The 17,985-nt window shown below is 69.9% G+C and carries 14 protein-coding genes and 4 pseudogenes; 8 read left to right on the forward strand and 10 right to left on the reverse strand.

Annotated features, from left to right (window positions below):
- Positions 1 to 146: 146 nt before the first annotated feature.
- On the reverse strand, positions 147 to 485 hold the full coding sequence (locus Scani_RS21280) for a helix-turn-helix domain-containing protein (RefSeq protein ID WP_246296425.1): 339 nt from the start codon (positions 483 to 485) through the stop codon (positions 147 to 149).
- 37 nt (positions 486 to 522) lie between these two features.
- On the opposite strand from Scani_RS21280, the gene map reads away from it, so the two are divergent.
- Positions 523 to 1,290 (forward strand): type I methionyl aminopeptidase, encoded by a 768-nt coding sequence (gene map, locus Scani_RS21285; RefSeq protein WP_159478809.1) that lies wholly within the window; start codon positions 523 to 525, stop codon positions 1,288 to 1,290.
- A 60-nt stretch (positions 1,291 to 1,350) separates the two neighbouring features.
- On the opposite strand, the pseudogene Scani_RS21290 reads toward map, so the two are convergent.
- Together Scani_RS21290 and Scani_RS21295 are read right to left on the reverse strand one after the other, a co-directional pair.
- Positions 1,351 to 1,698: pseudogene (locus tag Scani_RS21290) on the reverse strand (helix-turn-helix domain-containing protein); the annotation flags it as partial.
- Positions 1,699 to 1,859: 161 nt separating this feature from the next.
- Positions 1,860 to 2,321 (reverse strand): annotated as a pseudogene (locus Scani_RS21295) (MmyB family transcriptional regulator); the annotation flags it as partial.
- Here Scani_RS21295 and Scani_RS41130 point away from each other — a divergent pair.
- Both Scani_RS41130 and Scani_RS21300 read left to right on the forward strand, forming a co-directional pair.
- A pseudogene (locus tag Scani_RS41130) lies at positions 2,310 to 2,387 on the forward strand (short-chain dehydrogenase); the annotation flags it as partial. The pseudogenes Scani_RS21295 and Scani_RS41130 sit on opposite strands and share 12 nt — an antisense overlap.
- A 202-nt stretch (positions 2,388 to 2,589) precedes the next feature.
- Positions 2,590 to 3,131 (forward strand): annotated as a pseudogene (locus Scani_RS21300) (IS5 family transposase); the annotation flags it as partial.
- 22 nt (positions 3,132 to 3,153) lie between these two features.
- Here Scani_RS21300 and Scani_RS21305 read toward each other — a convergent pair.
- On the reverse strand, positions 3,154 to 3,666 hold the full coding sequence (locus Scani_RS21305) for a GNAT family N-acetyltransferase (RefSeq protein ID WP_159478815.1): 513 nt from the start codon (positions 3,664 to 3,666) through the stop codon (positions 3,154 to 3,156).
- A gap of 403 nt (positions 3,667 to 4,069) precedes the next feature.
- On the opposite strand from Scani_RS21305, the gene Scani_RS21310 reads away from it, so the two are divergent.
- Both Scani_RS21310 and Scani_RS21315 read left to right on the forward strand, forming a co-directional pair.
- On the forward strand, positions 4,070 to 5,188 hold the full coding sequence (locus Scani_RS21310) for a hypothetical protein (protein WP_159478818.1): 1,119 nt from the start codon (positions 4,070 to 4,072) through the stop codon (positions 5,186 to 5,188).
- 186 nt (positions 5,189 to 5,374) lie between these two features.
- Complete coding sequence (locus tag Scani_RS21315) at positions 5,375 to 6,190, forward strand: SDR family NAD(P)-dependent oxidoreductase (protein ID WP_159478820.1); 816 nt, start codon at positions 5,375 to 5,377, stop codon at positions 6,188 to 6,190.
- Between the two features lie 267 nt (positions 6,191 to 6,457).
- Here Scani_RS21315 and Scani_RS21320 read toward each other — a convergent pair whose 3' ends face one another.
- From Scani_RS21320 to Scani_RS21330, 3 genes are all read right to left on the reverse strand, one after another.
- The gene (locus Scani_RS21320; RefSeq protein ID WP_159478823.1) at positions 6,458 to 7,150 is read right to left on the reverse strand and encodes a DUF4232 domain-containing protein; all 693 of its coding nucleotides are present in this window, start codon (positions 7,148 to 7,150) and stop codon (positions 6,458 to 6,460) included.
- Positions 7,151 to 7,794: 644 nt separating this feature from the next.
- Positions 7,795 to 9,246 (reverse strand): amidase, encoded by a 1,452-nt coding sequence (locus Scani_RS21325; RefSeq protein ID WP_159478826.1) that lies wholly within the window; start codon positions 9,244 to 9,246, stop codon positions 7,795 to 7,797.
- A gap of 364 nt (positions 9,247 to 9,610) precedes the next feature.
- A complete protein-coding gene (locus Scani_RS21330; RefSeq protein ID WP_246296063.1) occupies positions 9,611 to 10,852 on the reverse strand; it encodes an LmeA family phospholipid-binding protein in 1,242 nt (413 codons plus the stop codon).
- Positions 10,853 to 11,331: 479 nt separating this feature from the next.
- Between Scani_RS21330 and Scani_RS21335 the strand changes: the two genes are divergently transcribed.
- The 3 genes from Scani_RS21335 (at position 11,332) to Scani_RS21345 (ending at position 14,630) form a co-directional block, all read left to right on the forward strand.
- Positions 11,332 to 12,447, forward strand: coding sequence for a hypothetical protein (locus Scani_RS21335; protein ID WP_246296064.1), 1,116 nt, complete (start codon positions 11,332 to 11,334; stop codon positions 12,445 to 12,447).
- 204 nt (positions 12,448 to 12,651) lie between these two features.
- Positions 12,652 to 13,494 (forward strand): COG4705 family protein, encoded by an 843-nt coding sequence (locus Scani_RS21340; RefSeq protein ID WP_159478829.1) that lies wholly within the window; start codon positions 12,652 to 12,654, stop codon positions 13,492 to 13,494.
- 257 nt (positions 13,495 to 13,751) lie between these two features.
- Positions 13,752 to 14,630, forward strand: coding sequence for a COG4705 family protein (locus Scani_RS21345; RefSeq protein ID WP_218039205.1), 879 nt, complete (start codon positions 13,752 to 13,754; stop codon positions 14,628 to 14,630).
- 106 nt (positions 14,631 to 14,736) lie between these two features.
- Here the strand turns inward: Scani_RS21345 and Scani_RS21350 are convergent, their stop codons facing one another.
- The 3 genes from Scani_RS21350 to Scani_RS21360 form a co-directional block, all read right to left on the reverse strand.
- The gene (locus Scani_RS21350) at positions 14,737 to 16,152 is read right to left on the reverse strand and encodes a sensor histidine kinase (protein WP_159478832.1); all 1,416 of its coding nucleotides are present in this window, start codon (positions 16,150 to 16,152) and stop codon (positions 14,737 to 14,739) included.
- Positions 16,149 to 16,811 carry a response regulator transcription factor gene (locus tag Scani_RS21355; RefSeq protein WP_159478835.1) on the reverse strand — a complete coding sequence of 221 codons (663 nt, stop codon included), beginning with the start codon at positions 16,809 to 16,811 and terminating at the stop codon, positions 16,149 to 16,151. Before Scani_RS21355 ends, Scani_RS21350 begins: the two co-directional genes overlap by 4 nt.
- A gap of 779 nt (positions 16,812 to 17,590) precedes the next feature.
- Positions 17,591 to 17,905 (reverse strand): hypothetical protein, encoded by a 315-nt coding sequence (locus tag Scani_RS21360; protein ID WP_159478838.1) that lies wholly within the window; start codon positions 17,903 to 17,905, stop codon positions 17,591 to 17,593.
- Between the last annotated feature and the right edge of the window lie 80 nt (positions 17,906 to 17,985).

The raw sequence follows: 17,985 nt of genomic DNA on the forward strand, positions 1-17,985 counted from the left end.
GAAGCGACGGAGCCGACAGGCGACCGGTCGGTGTAGCCGCCGAGGTCCGCTAGGCGGTGCTCGGGCTGGTCGACGAGGTGATCAGCGTGCGCGCAGGCGTACCGGCCCAGCGCGGTCAGTGAACCGCTGACTCTCTGGGTGCGGCGTTACGAAACCAGCGATGGATGCCGTGTGACAGGCAGGACCGACTGATCCTCGACGGTTCGCTCCGCCTGGCTGATCTCGGCCCAGACGGCGTCGAGAGACAGGCCGAGGGTGTCGGCGATCGCTGCGATGGTCGGGAAGGCGGGGGTAGCCACACGGCCGGATTCGATCTTCCGCAGAGTTTCCGGGGAGATGTGCGAAGCGAGCGCCACGTCCAGCATCGAGCGGCAGCCCCGGGCTCGGCGGAGCAGGGCGCCAAGGCGCTGTCCGCGTTCTACCTCGGCGGGGGTGAGCGGCAACCTGACCTGACCATGACCCCATTCAAATACCGGTACAGTTATACCGGTATAGTTATTGGACGTACATGAGAGGTCCCCCATGATTGAGATCCTGAACTCCGCGCGGCTTGAGCGGGCGAGGGACACCGGCGCCCTGGTCGGAAACATCCTGCACACGCTGAAGCAGCGCAGCACGGTCGGGACGAACCTGCTGGACATCGACCAGTGGGCCAAGGAGATGATCACCGAGGCGGGAGCGCAGTCCTGCTACGTCGACTACGCGCCCTCCTTCGGGCGCGGCCCGTTCGGGCACTACATCTGCACGGCCGTCAACGACGGAGTGCTCCATGGGCGGCCTCACAACTACACGCTGGCAGACGGGGATCTGCTGACTCTCGACCTCGCCGTAGCCAGGGGCGGGGTGGCCGCGGATGCCGCGATCAGCTTTCTGGTGGGCAAGGCCAGGCCGGCGGAGAGCGTCGCGATGATCGAGACGACCGAACGTGCACTCGCCGCCGGCATCGCCGCCGCCAAGCCTGGGGCGCGCATCGGCGACCTCTCCCACGCCATCGGCACGGTCCTCAGCAAGGCGGGCTACCCGATCAACACCGAGTTCGGAGGCCACGGCATCGGCTCGACCATGCACCAGGACCCACACATCGCGAACACCGGACGGCCCGGCCGCGGATACAAGCTGCGCCCCGGACTGCTGCTCGCCCTGGAGCCCTGGGTCATGGCCGACACTGCCACACTCATCACCGACGCCGACGGTTGGACGCTGCGCAGCGCGACAGGCTGCCGGACCGCGCACAGCGAGCACACCATTGCCATCACCGACAGCGGAGCCGAAATTCTCACCCGACCGTAAGGGGGGTAGCGCCGAGTCCGCCAGATGCGGCTTGAGCTGGAACTGCCGCCAGATCCGGCCCACGGTCGACTTCGACAGGCCACTGTGCCGTGCCATCGACGTTCGCGACCAGTAGGTGGCGTTTTTCGGCAGCTGTTCCAGCGTGGTGACCACCACCACCTGATCGACGCTGATGGTGGGCGGCCGGCCCGGCCGGGGCTCGTCGACCAGTCCGTCCAGCCGCTCGGCAAGGAAGCGTCGCCGCCACTTGCGGACGGTGTCCGCGGTCAACCGCAGATCCCGGGCGACCGCGACACTCGGCGGTACTTCCGGCCCCGCACACGCCAGCACGATCCGGCGCCCGCAGAGCCAGGGCCTGGGCCGATGTCGCCCGACGCGTCCACCGCTCCCACTCAGCCCGCTCGTCATCAGACAGCAGCAACGGCTCCCACTTCGGGCCCCAGGCGGCCTGCGGCCCCTGCGCGCCCTGGACGCCACCGACGACTGATGACCGGGCGCCGAGGCGGTCCGCGGATGGCGGAAATCGTGGCGCGGTCGTTCTGAACGTACTGCCGGGCGGCCGGTGTTCGTCAGGGTGTCTTCGGGTGGGGGGCGTCTGCTGCCCTGCTGTGTGCTGTGCCGGTGAGTTCGGTCTGTGAGAGTGCGGCGAGGAGTTGCAGCTTCTCGTCGCTGTCGCTGTCCTTGTCAGGGTAGTAGACGACGAGGATGACGTCGTCGATGGGGAGTTTGTCGCGGTGGAGGCGTAGTTCACCGACGACGGGGTGGTGGACGGTGGTGGTGCCTCCGTCGAGACTGCGGACGTCGTGTCGGGCCCACAGGATGCGGAACCGCTCACTGGACAGTGCGAGTTCCCCGACGAGTTCGACGAACCGTGGGTTGTCGGTGTCGTCCCCGATGGTGGTCCGAAGAGCGGCGACGAAGCTGGCGGCGGCTTTGGCCCAGTCCTGGTGAAAGGCTTGTTCCTCGGGATCGAGAAAGAGGGAACGAAGCCGGTTCTGGCCAGGCCGCAGGCGCGGGGAGAGCGCGACGGCACCTACGACGACCTCGTCGCACAGCGCTCCCAGGCCCTGGCCATGCTCCCCAGCCGCCAAGACTGACACCCTCCCCCCCGATCGGCGGCCTCACGGGGTAGAGCCGAGGTAAGCGAATCACAGGGCACGGAGGGCCGGAGGTTCTTGAGCTGACGGAGGTCGCCGTCCCTGCCCCGCGGGCGGGAGAGGTACTGGTCCAGGTCAGCGCGCTAGGCAGTGTTTCTCGGATCTCCGGACGTGGGTGGGGTGTTGGGGTCAGGCTGGTTCCATGGGTCGTGGGGATTCAACGAATGCGGAGTGGCATCGACTGGAGTCGTTCTTGCCTCGTGGTGGTGCGCGTGGGGGTCGGTGGAGTGATCATCGGCGGGTGATTAACGGGGTGCTGTACCGGGTGCGGACGGGTGTGCAGTGGCGGGATCTTCCCGAGCGGTTCGGGCCGTGGGAGACGGTTTGCAAACGTCATCGCCGCTGGTCAGCGGACGGCACGTGGGAGAGGCTGCTGTCCCTGGTCCAGGCTGCCGAGGACGCTGAGGGCCGAATCGACTGGGACGTGCCAGCGGACTCCACCGCGGTGCGGGCTCATCAGCACGCCGCCGGCGCGCGGAAGGTGCCCCCGGCCGCGGTTCCTCAAAAGGGGGCCGGGCAGGGGACGAACCGGGTCGAACCGGTGCTGCGGAAACTGGTCGTCCGATGGGAGGAGGTGATCAGATCGGCGAATGCCCGGGACGCTCCCGCGGCGGCATCCCCACCAAAATCCACCTCGCCGCCGAGGGACGATGCCGGCCCCTCGGGCTCGTTCTGACACCCGGGCCTTCCCGCAGCCGGTCCCCAGTCAGATCGCGCTGTATGGCTGGAGCACCAGGCCGCGCTGATACCAGGTGCCTGGCTTACCGCCGATGTGGGCTGGGTCGGCGGGGCCGACGAGAACGAACCCGGCGTTGGTCAGCACCTTTTGGGATGCGACATTCCGGCGGGCCGTGGCCGCTCGCAATGTGCGCAGCCCGTGCTGGGCCGCCGCCAGTTGGCACACGTCCCGGACGGTCGCGGTCGCCACGCCGCAGCCGGCGACGTGCTGCGCGACCCGGTAGCCGAGTTCCGCAGACTGGTCCTCGATGTCGACCAGGTTGAACCTGCCGAGTACCGAGCTGTCCTCGGCGACGAGCACGTAGAAGGCGCAGATGCCCGCCTCCTGCTCAGCCAGCAAGGCGTTGTACCTGTCGGTGAACTGGGCGAAGAAGTCGTCGCCACGGTCGGATACCGAGGCAGCGAAGTAGGCGCGATTCGCCAACTCGAAGGCCAAGACTGCCGGGGCATGACCAACATGCAGCTGCTTCAGCTCGGGCATTGCCCAACCAAAGGGAGAGCTTCCTCCGCCGAATATCCGGCCCCGGCATTCCCACGGAAGCTTCACCTCTACCGGCGGCGGGACAGCCCCGACGTGGCGCTTCAGCTCCTCGGCCACCGGGGAGGGCATCTCGCGACGGTACGCGTCTTCGCCCCCTTCGGCAGGGCGAAGTGCACGGCATCACGGTCACGGTCGATCCCGCATACGCCCAGTGCGGGGACGGCCTTCCGCCTTGCGATGCACCGCAGCTGACGCCGCGTACTGATCCATCGGGGACGACAGGACAGCCCTTGGTTCGGCGCAATCAGGCCATTGCGCGTGGAACATCCCCGTCCGCCGGTACCGGCAGCCGATGATGAGCGGCCGACGGGGCCGAACCCGTCGCGACGGAGGGGGATCCTTCATGAGACCAGGCCGCAGCAGAGCCATGGCCGCCGCCGCACTCGCACTGGGAGCGCTGCTGACCACAGCGCTTCCGGCGACCGCAGCGGAAGGCCCCGGCCAGGCCGCCCGTTGCACCCCTGCCCTTCATGCCCTCGACCGGCTGCCGGGCACCGGCGCCGGGTCCTGGGGCAGCGAGAGCGTCAACGACTTCGGCACCGGCGGCCTGTCCGTCGGCCGGTCCGCCGGGCTGCCCGCCTACTGGACGGGAAGCACGGTGCACCGCGTCCCGCTCCCGTCCGGGTACGACAGCGGCTCGGTCGCCGCCGTCAACCACCGCGGTCTCATGGTGGGCAGCATCCAGGGCCCGGTGGGCGTCGCCGCCTTCAGCTACCGGGCCGGTGCGTCGGCGGTACGCATCCTCCCCGGTGGCACCTACGCCGCCGACGTCAACGACGTGGGGACCGTCGCGGGCGGCAACGACAGTTCGGACACCGCCTACCTCTGGGCCGGCGCCACCATCGCCCGGACCCTCACCGTCAAACCCGGGCACACCCGTGTACGCGTACGCGGTATCAACTCCCGTGGAACGGTGATCGGCTACTCCTGGTACTGGGACGGCGTGAGCGAGGTGAGCGGCAGCGTCGGGCTGGTCTGGCCCGGTGGCACCACGGGTCCTGGACGGCAGCTCAAGCCCGTCGAGATCAACACCGACACGGACTGGTACCCGTCCGCCATCGACAACCACGGACGCATCGTCGGTGAGCGCACCTACAGCCACCAGGACCTGGCCGCCGAGACCTACTGGGACGCCCCCTACACCAAGGACGGCGTCCAGATAGCGGGGCTCCCCGCTCACGAGGGCAAGGGCTGGCTCAACGACATCAGCCCCAGCAGCGGCGTGGCCGTCGGCACCGCGATGTTCCCGTACGGCATCCCGCCGCTCACCCCCATCGACCAGGCCCAGATCTGGCCGGGCTCCGGCTCCGTTCGAGCCCTCCCCGGCCTCGCCCCCGACGGCCCGGCCGGCGCCGAGGCCGTCAATGACGATGCCAGGGCGGGGGGTTGGGCCTACGACGGCGATCCCTACGACGGCGCCGGCGCCCCGCACCCCGTGATCTGGACATGCGCTCTGGGCTGAGGGCCGTCCTGTCGTCCCCGGCGGATCAGCGCGCGGCGTCAGATGCGGTGCATCGCCGCGGTCGTCCTGGCCCCGCACCCAGCCGCCGTGCCGACGGCAGCGTGCCCGGTCGGCCCGGCGGTGCCGGCGCTTCGTATGCTCGCGGTACGAGGACCGGAAGTTGACCACCTTCGGAGGCGAACGAGCATGTCGGAACAGCGTGTTGTCCTGGTGACGGGCGGAGGAACGGGGATCGGGGCCGCCACCGCACGGCTGCTGCGCACCGCCGGGCACCAGGTCGTGATCTCCGGGCGGCGGCCCGAGCCACTGCGCCGGGTGGCCGAGGAGACGGGAGCGCTGGCCCACCCTTCCGACGCCGCCGACCCCGAGGCCGTGCGCGAGCTCGTCGAGACGACGGTCGCGGCCTACGGGAGACTCGACGGTGTGGTGCTCAACGCCGGAATCGGGCGGGGCGGCTCGGTGGGCGACACCGAGGTCGAGGACTGGGAAGAGCTGATACGGACCAACCTCACCGGCCCGTTCCTTCTGCTGCGTGCCGCGCTGCCGCATCTGCTGGCGGCCCGCGGCGCGGTGGTCACGGTCGCCTCGGTCGCCGCGCTCCGCAACAGCGCCGGCAACGCCGCCTATGCGACGTCCAAGGCGGGTCTGCTCCACCTCTGCCGCTCCCTCGCCGTCGACTACGGGCCGCAGGGGCTGCGGGCCAATACGGTGTGCCCGGGCTGGGTGCGCACGGAGATGGCCGACCAGCGGATGGCGCGGTTCGCGACGGAGGCGGGGCTGGCGGGCGGTGCCGAGGCGGCGTACGAGGAGGCGAACCGGCTGACCCCCGCCCGGCGGCCGGGCGATCCGGAGGAGGTCGCCGCGGCGATCGACTGGCTGCTGTCGCCCGCCGCGTCCTACGTCAACGGGGCCGTCCTCACCGTCGACGGCGGGGTGACCACGGTCGGCGTCGGCGGTGCCGCCTTCGACCACCGGATCGAGGCACGCACCCCGCACCTGTAGCGGACTCCCGGTCAGACCCGTTCCGGTCGCGCCGGGCCCTGGGGGGTACTCCGGATGCATCCCACCCCCGGGTGCCGACCGGCCGGCCGGGTCACTTCCCGCGCGACGTCTCGATGTCGCCGAGGAAACTTCGGGCCGACTCGGTCACGTCGTCCAGCCGGACGCCATCGCCGGCACACCGACGCCGTGCCGACGGAGTGCGGGAGGCGCGGTGCGGGAGGCGCGGTGCGGCGTGTCCCGCACCGACGCTTCGCTACTGACGGCTCGTCAGAAGTCGTACGGCTTCTTGGCGCTCCAGTTCAGTACGTCGGCCTCGCTCCAGCTGAACTGGGGCTTGTCGCCCTTGAGGGCGACGGAGTAGGACGGGCCGTCGTGGCCGTCCGCGCCGCGCAGTGCGAGGGCGAACGACTGCGCCGTGTGGTGCTGCGAGCCGTAGTCGAAGAGGTTCACCGCGCTGTAGGCCGTGCCGCCGGGCTGGAGGGTGAGGTGCTGGCCGCCGCCGGGGTTGTCCTTCTTCGAGTGCGGCAGTGCGGTGGCGTCGTCGCCGAGCTTCACGGACGGGTACGAGGTGACCCAGCACGGCTTGGTGCCCTTGTTCGACGCGGTGACCAGCAGGTGGTCGCCCTGCTGCCCGGCGAACCGGTGCACCGCGGTGAGCAGCATCTCGTCGCCGCGGCACTGCTGGGCGCCGGCCGTCGTGCCGCTGTTCGCGGCCTTGTCCGTCCCGCCCGAGGCGGTCGTCGAGCGCGCCTCCTGCTTGGTGGCGCCGCCGCTGCCGGCCTGCTCCCCTGCGCCCTTGGCGTCCCCGTTGGACGCGGACCGGCTCTGCGCACTGCCGGCGGCACTGTCGCCGCCCGCCGCCTTCGAGGCGTCGTCGGCGCCGCCGCAGGCGGTCAGGCCCAGCGCCAGCGCGGCGGTGACGGCGGCCAGAGTGGCGGTACGAATCCGGGAAGTACGCATGATCGGGATCCCCCTGTGTTCCGTGCGGGAGTTTCTTCGGCCGTCCCGCGGTGTGGACACCACTCTTCCCGGAGCCACTGACGTTCTGGAAACGCCTCACTTACGTCCCACAAACGAACCGCACGCACGGGCGGGGCCCAGCCACGCGCGGCCTGGAACTCCGCACCATGGATCCGGCGCCGCCCTCACTCGACCCCAACAGTTCCCACTCGCCCCCCCCATGACACCACCGACCGACAACACCGCCCTTACCCAACTGACCCAGCGCAAAGCCCACTTGCCAACCAAGACGCTCCGTCACATCAGCTATGACTGAGCGGTTCAGATGCGGGCCTGCTCGGCTGCGTCGACCAGCTTCGGGTCGACGGAGTGCATCAGGGGTGGTAACCGAATACGCCAGAGAGGGGCCGTGGTGGTTGTTCCCGCCGGTCAGTGAAAAGACAACATCCTTGGTGGACCTTCGGTGTTCGCATCAGACGCGAAGGCTTCGCGTCTGATGCGAACACGATCCGGCTGTCGAGGCGACGGGACGGCCGGCCGGCATGGCCGGTCCCGCGTGTCAGGCCGCGAGCGTCAGGACGACCAGGCCTCAGCCCTCGTTCGTCCTCCGCACCTCATCCTCGACGGACACCCGGTAGTACGCCCTACTTCGGCGCCTGGAAGCCGCCGATCCGCTGCTCGAGCAGTTCGGCCAGCCGCAGCGGGGTGCGGTCCTCGAACATCGGACCGACGAGTTGCACTCCCACCGGCAGGCCCTCGGAGGACAGGCCCGTTGGTATGGCCGTGGCGGGCAGGCCGGGCATGGTGGCCAGACCGGCCCAGACAAGCTGGTCGAGGTACGGGTACTCGACGCCATCGATGTCGAGGCGGCGTTCCAATAGATCGGGGTTGTGGTCGTGCGGGTACGCGGGAGTCGGCGAGATCGGGCACACCACGGCGTCGAACTCGGCGAAGAGCTGCCGCCAGCCGTGACGGTGGAGCTCGCGACGGTTGTCCGCCTCGATCCAGTCGCGGTGGCTGAACACGATCCCGCGCAGCCGCGCCGCGCCGAGACTCTGGTCGTCCGCGCTCAGTCCGGCGGCGCGGGTCCGAAGCTGCTCGTACGCTTCGACGGGCAAACGCGCACCGGAGCCCGAGAACAGCAACTGCATGTAGAGCGTCGCGGCTTCGGCCAGGTCGGGCAGCAGCGGAGTGTGCCGTTCGACGCGCGCGCCGCCGTCGACAAGTGCGTCGGCCACCCGGTTCACGCCGGCCCGTACAGCGGACCCGGTCGGAAGGAACGGATGCTCGTCGAGGACCAGGACCCGGAAGTCGCTCAGCCGCTGGTGGCGTGCGAGCGGCAGCTTCAGGTCGTGCGCCACGCCGAGCGTCAGCGGATCCGGCCCGGCCATGACGTCGAGCAGGAGCGTGAGGTCGCGGGCGGTGCGCGCCATCGGGCCGACGACGGCGAGGTCGAGGTCGGTCGGCAATGCCGGTGTGGTCGGCGGGACCATACCGCGGTTCGCCACCAGCCCGAGCGTCGGCTTGTGCGCGTAGACGCCGCAGAAACTCGCGGGGGTGCGCAACGAACCGCCGATGTCGGAGCCGATGGACAACGCGCCGAATCCAGCCGCCAGGGCCGCCGCCGATCCACCGGACGATCCGCCCGACGTGCGAGCGTGATCCCACGGGTTGTTGGTGGTGCCATAGATCTCGTTGAAGCTCTGCAGATCCTGCAGCCCCAGGGGCACATTGGTCTTACCGAGCACCACCGCGCCGGCGGCTCGGAGCCGCGACACCTGTACCGCATCCTCGGCCGGCACGAAGTCCCGGTGCATCGGCATGCCCCAGGTCGTGGGCAGCCCGGCGATGTTGTAGGACTCCTTGACCGTCACCGGAACACCGAGCAGTGGCCGGTCCTCGCCGCGGGCACGCGCCTGGTCGGCACCGCGCGCGGCGGCCCGCGCACGGTCGAAGTCCGGCACGCAGATCGCATTGATCGCCTTGTCGTCCCGCTCGATACGAGCGATTGCCTCGTCGGTCAGCTCCACCGATGTCACTTCACCGGCACGCAAGGCGGCCGCGAGTTCTTCTGCAGTCTGAAAGTTCCACTCCATGAATCCGACCGTACTGACCCCTGGTGGAGGTCATAAAATGCCGATTCGCACAACGGGGTAGACGTCTCAACTCATCATGTTGCTCTCTGGCCACGGAGAATTCGCCCGACCGCCGGCCGTGGTCCCGCCGTCGACGCCGCCCTGCCCGGAGCCGCGACGCAGAGGGCGGCGTCGTGCCAAGCATCCGCTCGCGCACGCGGCCGACACGGCGGCAGGCCCGAGGTCGTCGACGACGACAAGGATTGCGATAGACGGCGGCGACCGATGGGTGTTGGATGCGGGAACCGTGGTCCGGCGATCAGCCGGCTCCCCCGCCACCGGCCGCCCGATCGACTACCGCCGACTCGCCAAGTGAATCGCCGTCTTAGCCCACCGTTACGTCCTTGCCGGTCAGCTCCGCCCGAATGCCGTTCTTCGTCACGGAGATGTCGCGCAGCCGGATATCGCCCGGCAGGTTGTCCGGCAGGTGAGCGGAGAACTTCATCTGCTGCGCGACCTTCGGCTCCCGGAGCTTCTGCAGGCCCTGGATGAGCGAGGGATCGATGCCGGTGGGCTTGAGCAGCGACGGATGGTCCACGAGCGTGTCCAGCACGCGGCCCTTCATCATCTGCTGCGGAAGGACGTGCTTCCCGGTCGCCTGTTGCAGCTCGCCCTCGTCCATCTTGTCGGCGACGGGTGCCGTCAGCTGCAAGCCACCGCCCTTGCCCGGTACGTACGTGAGCAGGCCGGGCACCACCACGCGCGTGTCCCGTACGGTCATGCGCAGGCCACGGTCCCCGGTGCGCTGCAACTGCGCATGCCCCCGGATCTGGGCCTGCTTGTCGCCCACCGGCAGGTCACCGCCGGCCAGCACCGTGTTCTTCTCGGGGCCGGGCCTCAAGTGGATCTGCGATGCACCGACTTCACGGTTCAGGTCCTTGAAGTCCAGGAGGACGTCACCGCGCACCCGGCTCAGCACCGCGCCCTTGACCGAGGACGGCAGGCTGCCGACGATCCGGATGTCGTCCACCGTCCCCTTCACCTGGGCGACGGAGACCGGCCCTGCGTCGATATCGGGGACGTCCACGTCGACATGGTCGATATTGCCCGCGAGCACTTGCCCGACGAACGGGAAGCTGTCGATGTGCACCTCGGGCTCGGCGCGCAGCTTCAGCGCCTTCTGCACCTGCTGCGCCGCCAGGTTCTCCGCATAGAGCACGGCCCACCGGTCACCGAGCGCAAGAAACGCAAGAACGACGGCCAGCGCGACGACCACCTTCGCGGTCCTCCGTACGATCCGACGCGGCTTGCGCCCGGCCCGCGGGGGCTCCTTCTCGTCGTCGGTGGCCCTGGTCGAGTCCGTGCCGCTGTCGGCGGCGGTAGCGGTAGCGGCAGCGGCAGTACCGGTGCCGACGTCAGCGCCGGGGCCAGAGTCGGTGCTGTTGTCGGGGGCGGCGATGTCAGGGGCGGTGGAACTACCAGTGTCTGTACCGAAGTCGGCGCCGGCGGTGTTGCCTTGAGCCGACGGCTGGTCCGGGCCCTGGTTGTCCGAGGCCGGGCCGTCCTGGGCAGCACGGCTCGCCGGTACCCGCGGCTTTGAGTCTGCGGAAGGTTCGTTGGAGAGCATCGTCACCATGCGACCACAGCCCAGGCGCTCGAACCAAGTGCCGGGGTTCGCGATGGCGTGGACCTGGGCATGGGCGCAGCGAGCTTCGTACCCTGCGGCGCGCTCGGGGGGGGGCGGCGGGGCCGTGGTCGGGAGCCGAGCCCGTGCTCTGGTTCCGATCAACTACGTTGATCATGCACGGAACGGCGCCGAGGCGTCACACGGAGGACGAAGCTCCCTGTCGGCAAAGGGAGTTCAGCGACCTCCGCCCGACCGGCGCGCCACAAACGACGCCGGTGGGGGACGACGGCCGGCAACGACTTCACCAGAATCGGAGAACAGCAATGCGGTACGAGTCGTCCGCGCAGCCTGACACGTCCGGTACTCCCGCCCCCGCGAGGCCGACCTCGCGTCGCCGGCTGCTGGGAGTGACCGGCGCGGCCCTCCTCACCGCGGCGTGCAAACCTGCGGGCGGTGAGCAGTCGGGCGAGGACGGGAGTGTGCAATCGGACGCGAAGGGCGGCTACGCACCCACGGGCGAGGCGCCGAACGGTGCGCTCGGGGTGAACTTCAACGAGGACCCCTCCGACATGAACTTCACGCAGGTCAGGGCCCTTTCGGCGAAGTGGGTACGCGGCTTCGTCCCGATGACGGACTACTTCGACACGCACTCCCCGGCCCAACAGCCGTCCATCGCCAGGCTGCTCGACGCGAGCGGGAACGGCTTCAAGACGATCCTCTCGCTGAAGTTCCCCTTCCTGACTCTCGGGCAGTCGCTTCCCGAGGTGGGCAGCAAGGAGATGGAAGCGCTGCTGAAGCGCGTGGACCGGGTGCTGCACGCTGTCATGGGGAAGATGGACATCCTCACCATCGGCAACGAGCCCTTCCTAGAGACCAGGAAGGACGAGCGCGATGCGCGCCTCAATGTGTTCTACGAGCACGTCGCCGAACACGTCATCGCCTACCGCAGGAAGACCTTCCCGAAGGGCTGCAGGACCCGCCTGTACATGGGGGCTCTCAACCGCCTCGACGAGAAGGAAGGGCGCACGAAGGCCACCGAGCGGTGGGTCGGCTTCGTCAACAGGAAGCCGGAGCTCGAGGGCCTCGACATCCATCCGCACGTCGACTCCCTGCAGGCGGCCGGCAAGTACGTCCAGTACGTCGCGTCCCGCCTGGACAAGGGCAAGAAGTTCCTCGCCACGGAGTTCTCCCTGGTGCAGCTCTGGGAGAAGCACATGGGCGACAAGATCCCGGCGGCCTACGCCGAGAAGTACGAGGTGCCCCCGAACACCCGCGTGTGGCAGGTGATCGGCAACGCGTTCGAGGAGCCCGTCCCCCAGAAGCGGTGGGACGACTTCCTCGCGATGAGTCCGTGGTTCGCCTCTCACAAGGACTATCTGACACAGCAGATGCAGATGTTCCGGGAGACCGGGAAACTCGCGGTGGCCACGTACGGGGTGGCGCAGATCGCATCCATGCAGTCGGGCTGGGACGCTCACAAGAAGCCGTGGATCCTCAACCCCCTGTACGCGAACCGCACCGTCAAGGAGGAGAACGGAAGGGTCGGACGGACCACCGTCTGGTGCGATTCGTTCCGTGCTCTGCAGGACTCCTGAGCGACTCACCGGCACTGTTCCCGTTCGCGCCCCGCAGGCGCGTACGGGGGCAGCGCGGTCCGCGAAGTGAGCCGTGGTGATCGTGCCATCGCCTGCGAGGAGCCCCAGCTCGCCGGAACGAGGGTGTTTCGCCACAGCGATCGGGCAGTACGCGTGCGGCGTGCTCAGGATGCGTTCAGGTTGGGGATGACACGGTCGGGCACCATGACAGCTGATATCCCCGGGGCCGTCGAGGCGCACAACGAGTCCCGCCCCGCTTCCGCTCCCACCGGCCGGCGCCTCCGGTGGAACAAGGTTCCCGAAGTCACGGCGTACTTCTGGGTCATCAAGATCCTCTGCACCACGGTCGGCGAGACCGCGGCCGACCTGCTGAACGAGAAGCTCGGCCTGGGCCTGACCGGTGTGTCGCTCCTGATGAGCGTGTTTCTGGTCGCGGTGCTGGTGGCGCAGTTCCGCACCCGCGCCTATCGCCCCGGTGTCTACTGGCTCGCCGTGGCGCTGATCAGCATCGTGGGCACGCTGATCAGCGACAACCTCACGGACAACCTGGGCGTACCGCTGGAGACCAGCACCATCGCGTTCGCGGTGGCCCTCGTCGTGGTGTTCGTGGCCTGGTACCGCAGTGAGCGGACGCTGTCCATCCATCACGTCGACACCACCCGCCGCGAGTCGTTCTACTGGCTCGCCGTGCTGTTCACCTTTGCCCTGGGCACTGCTGCCGGCGACCTGGTCGCCGAGCGCATGGACCTCGGGTACTGGGTCTCCGCCGGCCTGTTCGCCCTGGCGATCGCCGCGGTCGCGGTGGCGCACTTCGCCCTGGGGCTGGACGCGGTGTGGAGTTTCTGGATCGCCTACATCCTGACCAGGCCGCTGGGCGCCTCGGTCGGCGACTACCTGTCCCAGCCCACCTCGGACGGCGGGCTCGGCCTGGGCACCGTGATCACCAGCGTGCTGTTCCTGACGGTCGTTCTCGGCCTGGTGGTGTTCTTGACGGTCACCCGGCGAGACGTTTCCGACCCGGAACGGCTCACCTCCCGGGCGAGCTGAGCGCGGTTCGCCCCGGACGGGTGCAGCCGGCTCCCGAAGCTCGGGAGAGGGCCTGCTGCACCCGTCCGGGGCTGCTTCGCGGGTGCGGTCGGTGGCGTTCAGGATGCGTTCATGTTGCGGCTGGGAGCGTGGTGCGGCGTGCGAAGCCATCGCTGCCGGCGGTGTGCCTCGTACCCGTCCATTGCCGCCACTGTGCGCACTCCCCATGGCCCCACGACACGACGTGCGGCGGAGGCGCCACCCAGGAGGGATCGACCTTGCCTGAGCCCGAAGTCCTGACCGACCTCGACGTCGCCGGCACCGACAGGTACGTACTGCGGAAGCTGCCGGAGGTCACACTGGCCTTCTGGGTCATGAAGATCGCCGCGACAACCCTCGGTGAGACGGCCGGTGACCTCTTCGCCCAGACCCTCAAGCTCGGCTACTTCCTGACCACCATCGCGCTGTTCCTGATCTTCGTGGTCACCCTGGTCGTCCAGCTCCGGTCCCGGCGCTACCACCCCTTCTTCTACTGGACCGTCATCCTGTCCACGAGCATGGCGGGCACCACGATGTCCGACTTCATGAACCGGGACGCCAGCGCCGAGTTCCTCACCGACGGCGCGAAGTCGCTCGGCTGGGGACCGCAAGGACTGGGGCTGGGCTACCCCACCGGGGCCGCCATCCTGATCTCGCTGTTGCTCGTCATCTTCGTCATCTGGAAGTGCACCGGGCTGACGTTCGCCATCCGCGACATCGTCACCTTCCGCGCGGAGGCCCTCTTCTGGGCGGCGATCCTCGTATCGAACACGCTCGGCACCTCGATGGGTGACTTCCTCTCCGACAGCTCCGGACTCGGTTACGCGGGCGGCGCCCTGCTCGTCACCGGTGTGCTCGCCGTACTCGTCGGCCTGATGCGGGTGCCCGCCGTGCCGAACGTGGTGCTGTTCTGGATCGCCTTCGTGCTCACCCGCCCCCTCGGGGCCACGGCCGGCGACTTCCTCACCAAGCCGCTCGCCAAGGGTGGTCTCGACCTCGGCACAGCGGGTTCGTCGGCCGTACTCCTCGCGGTCCTCATCGGCCTCATGGGCTACGCCCACGTACAGGAGCGCCGCACCGCCGCCCCGAAGGACACGACGCTGACGGGCGTCTCCTGAGCGGTGGCACGAAGGCCCGGCGGCGCCCCGCCCACCGGCTACCGGCTACCGGCTACCGGCTACCGGCTACCGGCTACCGGGCGGGGCATCGCCGGGCACGGCCGGGTCATCCGGCGGGAAGATCGACCACGAAGCACGCACCCGGGGCGTGCCCGGGGTCATAGGTCACCTCACCACCAGCGGAGCGGGCCAGGCGCCGCGCGAGCGGCAGTCCCAGGCCCGCGCCGCCGTGTCCGTCCGCGGGGTCGGCGCGCCGGCCCGGCTGGAAGAGGTGCGCGGTGAAGGCGGCCGGGACCCCGGGGCCGTCGTCGACGACCGCTACGCGCATGCCGTCGGGTGCCGGCGAGACCCGGATGGCCACCCGGGTGCGGGCGTAGCGCAGGGCGTTGTCGAGGAGCGGGGCGACGATGCGTTCCAGCAGTACGGCGGGCACACCGGCCACCACGGTGTCCGGACCGGCAACCGTGAGCGTGATCTTCCCCGGGGCTTCGAGCCGTACGACGAGCCGGTGCAGCACGGCGACGACATCCGCCGTGCCGGGCACGGTGTGCGCGTCGGCCCGGGCGTCGTCGAGGACGGTCTCGCAGATGGTGCGCATCGAGTCGGCGGCATCGGCGATGGACGCATGCGTGGCGCGTGTTTCGACGGTGGAGCGGGGCCGGGCCTGCCACCAGTCGAGTTCGGCGGTGATCCGCGCCAGGGGGTTGCGCAGCTCGTGGGAGAGCTCCCGGGTGAGCTGCTGTTCGTGGCGCAGCACGGCACGGATACGGTCCAGCAGCTCGTCCAGTGAGGCCCCGAGCCGCGTCAGCTCGACGGGGCGGTCCCCGGCGCCGAACCGCTGCTCGGAGGCGACCACGCTCCACCGGGTGGCCTGCTCGGTCATCGTCCGCACGGGCCGCAGGGCGCGCCCCACCGCCAGCCGGGTCAGGACGTAGGTACAGGCGAGGACGGTGGCGTCCAGGGCGAGGGAGGCAATGAGCAGGGTGTCGGCGGAGGAGCGGTAGGGCGCGAGATCCATGGCGGTGACGACAACGGCGGCGGGCCCGGCGCCCGGCCGGACGGCGCCCACCGGCTCGGCACACAGACGTATCGGGTCAGCGGCCGTCACCTCGGCGCAGTGTCTGCCGCCGCGCGCGGCGAGATCCGCGGCGATGCGGCTGAGGGGGTCGCCGGGCGCCGTGGAGGCGGGGTGCTCCAGCAGCCGGCTGCCCGCGTAGATCCACACGTTGGTGTCGAGGACGGCGTCGTCCGGGGTCTCCAGGACACGTACCGGGCGGTGGCGGGTGTCGACGGTCGCGGCCACCGCCGCGGCCCGGGTGCGCAGCTCGTCGTCCGCCTGCTGCTGCAGGTGCCGGCGAACGACCGTGTGGAACACGACCGTGAGGATCACCATGACCAGCGCGGCGGTGGTGAGCGCCACCAGGGACAACCGGCCCCGCAAGGTGCGCGGGCGGCAGCGGGCGGTCAGCGTGACAAAGCGGTTTCGGGCGGGCGGCGCGAGAGGATGGGTTCGGGCGGTCATGACAGCCGGTGCCCCACGCCGCGGACGGTGCTGATCGTCAGCTCGCTGCCCGCCTCCCGGGTCTTGCGCCGCAGACGGCTCAGATACTGGTCGAGGGTGTTGTCGCTGACGTGCGCCCCCTCGGGCCAGCCCGCCCTGACCAGCTCCTGTCTGGGCACCACCGCCCCGAGGCCGGCCATCAGCGCGGCCAGCAGCCGGAACTCGGTGGGCGTCAGTACCACTTCGACGCCCCGCACCTCCAGACTGTGGTGCACCGGATCGAGGACCAGGTCCCCGGTAGCCGTGGGCGCCCGGGGCCCGGAGCGTTTGAGGGCGGCGCGCAATCTGGCGGCGAGTTCGGTGAGGTGGAAGGGCTTGGGAAGGTAGTCGTCACCCCCCGCGGAGAACCCGCTGAGGCGGTCGCTGAGCCGGTGGTGCGCGGTCAGGAAGACGACCGGGCCGAGGAACCCCTGCGCCCGCATCGCCTGGCACACGTCCCGTCCGTCCGCGTCGGGCAGTCCGACGTCCAGCACGACAGCGTCCACGCCCGCGCCGACCAGGCGCAGTGCGATGGCGCCGTCCTGTGCGGCCACCGTGTCGAAGCCCTCGTCGCGCAGTCCGCGCACCAGCACGTCCCGCAGGGCGTGGTCGTCTTCGACGACCAGGATGGTGAGACGCAACAATGATCTCCTCGCTGACTCCGGGACTCGTCCCGGCTACGCTCCCCGACCACGGCCCGACGGGCAGGCCGACGGGTGGCCGACCGTCAACGGCCGACGACCGGCCCTACGTGGCCCTGGCGGACGCAACGCGGACGCCAATCTCGCGGCTTTCCATCCCTGACACGGTGGGACGGATCGCCCCTGGCGGGTTGCCCTTGTCGCAGTCGGCCGTGCAGGGACGGCCGGGCAACCGCACCCCCGAGCGACTACAAGCAAGTAGACGGTCTACTGCACTGTAGACGATGAGAGTGAAGGTGGTTCGTGACCGAGAACACAACGCCTCCACTCCGGCGCGTGCGTCTGCGGCAGCCGGCCCGGACCACGGCCGAATTCCACCCGTCGCCGCTCACACAGCGTGCATAACTGCCGGCTGCCCACCGGAAGCCGGCCCGCCCTTCTGGCGGGTAGCAGCGAAGCGTTCTTCGTCGAGGTTCAGAACTGCCCTCGCCCCTGAACTTGAATGGGGCTGTCGGGGCGGGACGGGGCGGGGCAAGGCAGGGCAGGGCAGGTGGGTCGTACCTCGATCCGCTCCGCGTGTGCCGTCGCGTCACGATGAGGACATGGCCGCGAGCGAAGCGGATCCGCTGGCGTTGCTGCGCGAGCCCGATGATCCGGACTGGCCGGAGTGGTACGGCTGCACACGCCCCGGTGCGGCTGCTCCAGCACTCACACCACGCACGCGCCCCGGTACACCGCCGCCCCTGCGGGAGATCGGGGGCGGCGTACACCGCCTTGCGTCAGGCCGGAGGCACCCGCTGGTCGCCCACCTCGCGCGGCAGCAGCGGCGTGACGCCTGCCTTCCGCCGCACCAGAGCCGATAGCCGCCGGACCCCGACCCCCACCCGTCGTCGGCGGAGAGCGCCGTCGACTCGCCCAGCAGTGACAGACCCCAGCTTCATCGTGTTGTTCCGGTTCACCAACACGACGCGCATGGCGACCTCGGCCGAGTCGTCGTCCTGCGGCACCAGCCGGACCACTGTGGCCCCTGCACCCAACACCGCAGACCCGAGCGCGACCTGCTCAACCGCCAAACACAGCGCCGCCAGTTCCACACCCGCGCGCACTTCTCGAACGGCTCCGCGTCTCCGTGCCGATCGACCCCTCGGCGCTACCGGCGCTGCCCGGCGGCCGG

The organism is Streptomyces caniferus, from assembly GCF_009811555.1.
In the GTDB taxonomy this organism is placed as follows: Bacteria; Actinomycetota; Actinomycetes; order Streptomycetales; family Streptomycetaceae; genus Streptomyces; species Streptomyces caniferus.

Coding starts and splice junctions, on each gene's coding strand:
- Scani_RS21320 (WP_159478823.1), bottom strand. CDS start 7,150: ATGCGTACTTCCCGGATTCGTACCGCCACTCTGGCCGCCGTCACCGCC.
- Scani_RS21330 (WP_246296063.1), bottom strand. CDS start 10,852: ATGCTCTCCAACGAACCTTCCGCAGACTCAAAGCCGCGGGTACCGGCG.
- Scani_RS21325 (WP_159478826.1), bottom strand. CDS start 9,246: ATGGAGTGGAACTTTCAGACTGCAGAAGAACTCGCGGCCGCCTTGCGT.
- Scani_RS21305 (WP_159478815.1), bottom strand. CDS start 3,666: ATGCCCGAGCTGAAGCAGCTGCATGTTGGTCATGCCCCGGCAGTCTTG.
- map (WP_159478809.1), top strand. CDS start 523: ATGATTGAGATCCTGAACTCCGCGCGGCTTGAGCGGGCGAGGGACACC.
- Scani_RS21350 (WP_159478832.1), bottom strand. CDS start 16,152: ATGACCGCCCGAACCCATCCTCTCGCGCCGCCCGCCCGAAACCGCTTT.
- Scani_RS21315 (WP_159478820.1), top strand. CDS start 5,375: ATGTCGGAACAGCGTGTTGTCCTGGTGACGGGCGGAGGAACGGGGATC.
- Scani_RS21340 (WP_159478829.1), top strand. CDS start 12,652: ATGACAGCTGATATCCCCGGGGCCGTCGAGGCGCACAACGAGTCCCGC.
- Scani_RS21310 (WP_159478818.1), top strand. CDS start 4,070: ATGAGACCAGGCCGCAGCAGAGCCATGGCCGCCGCCGCACTCGCACTG.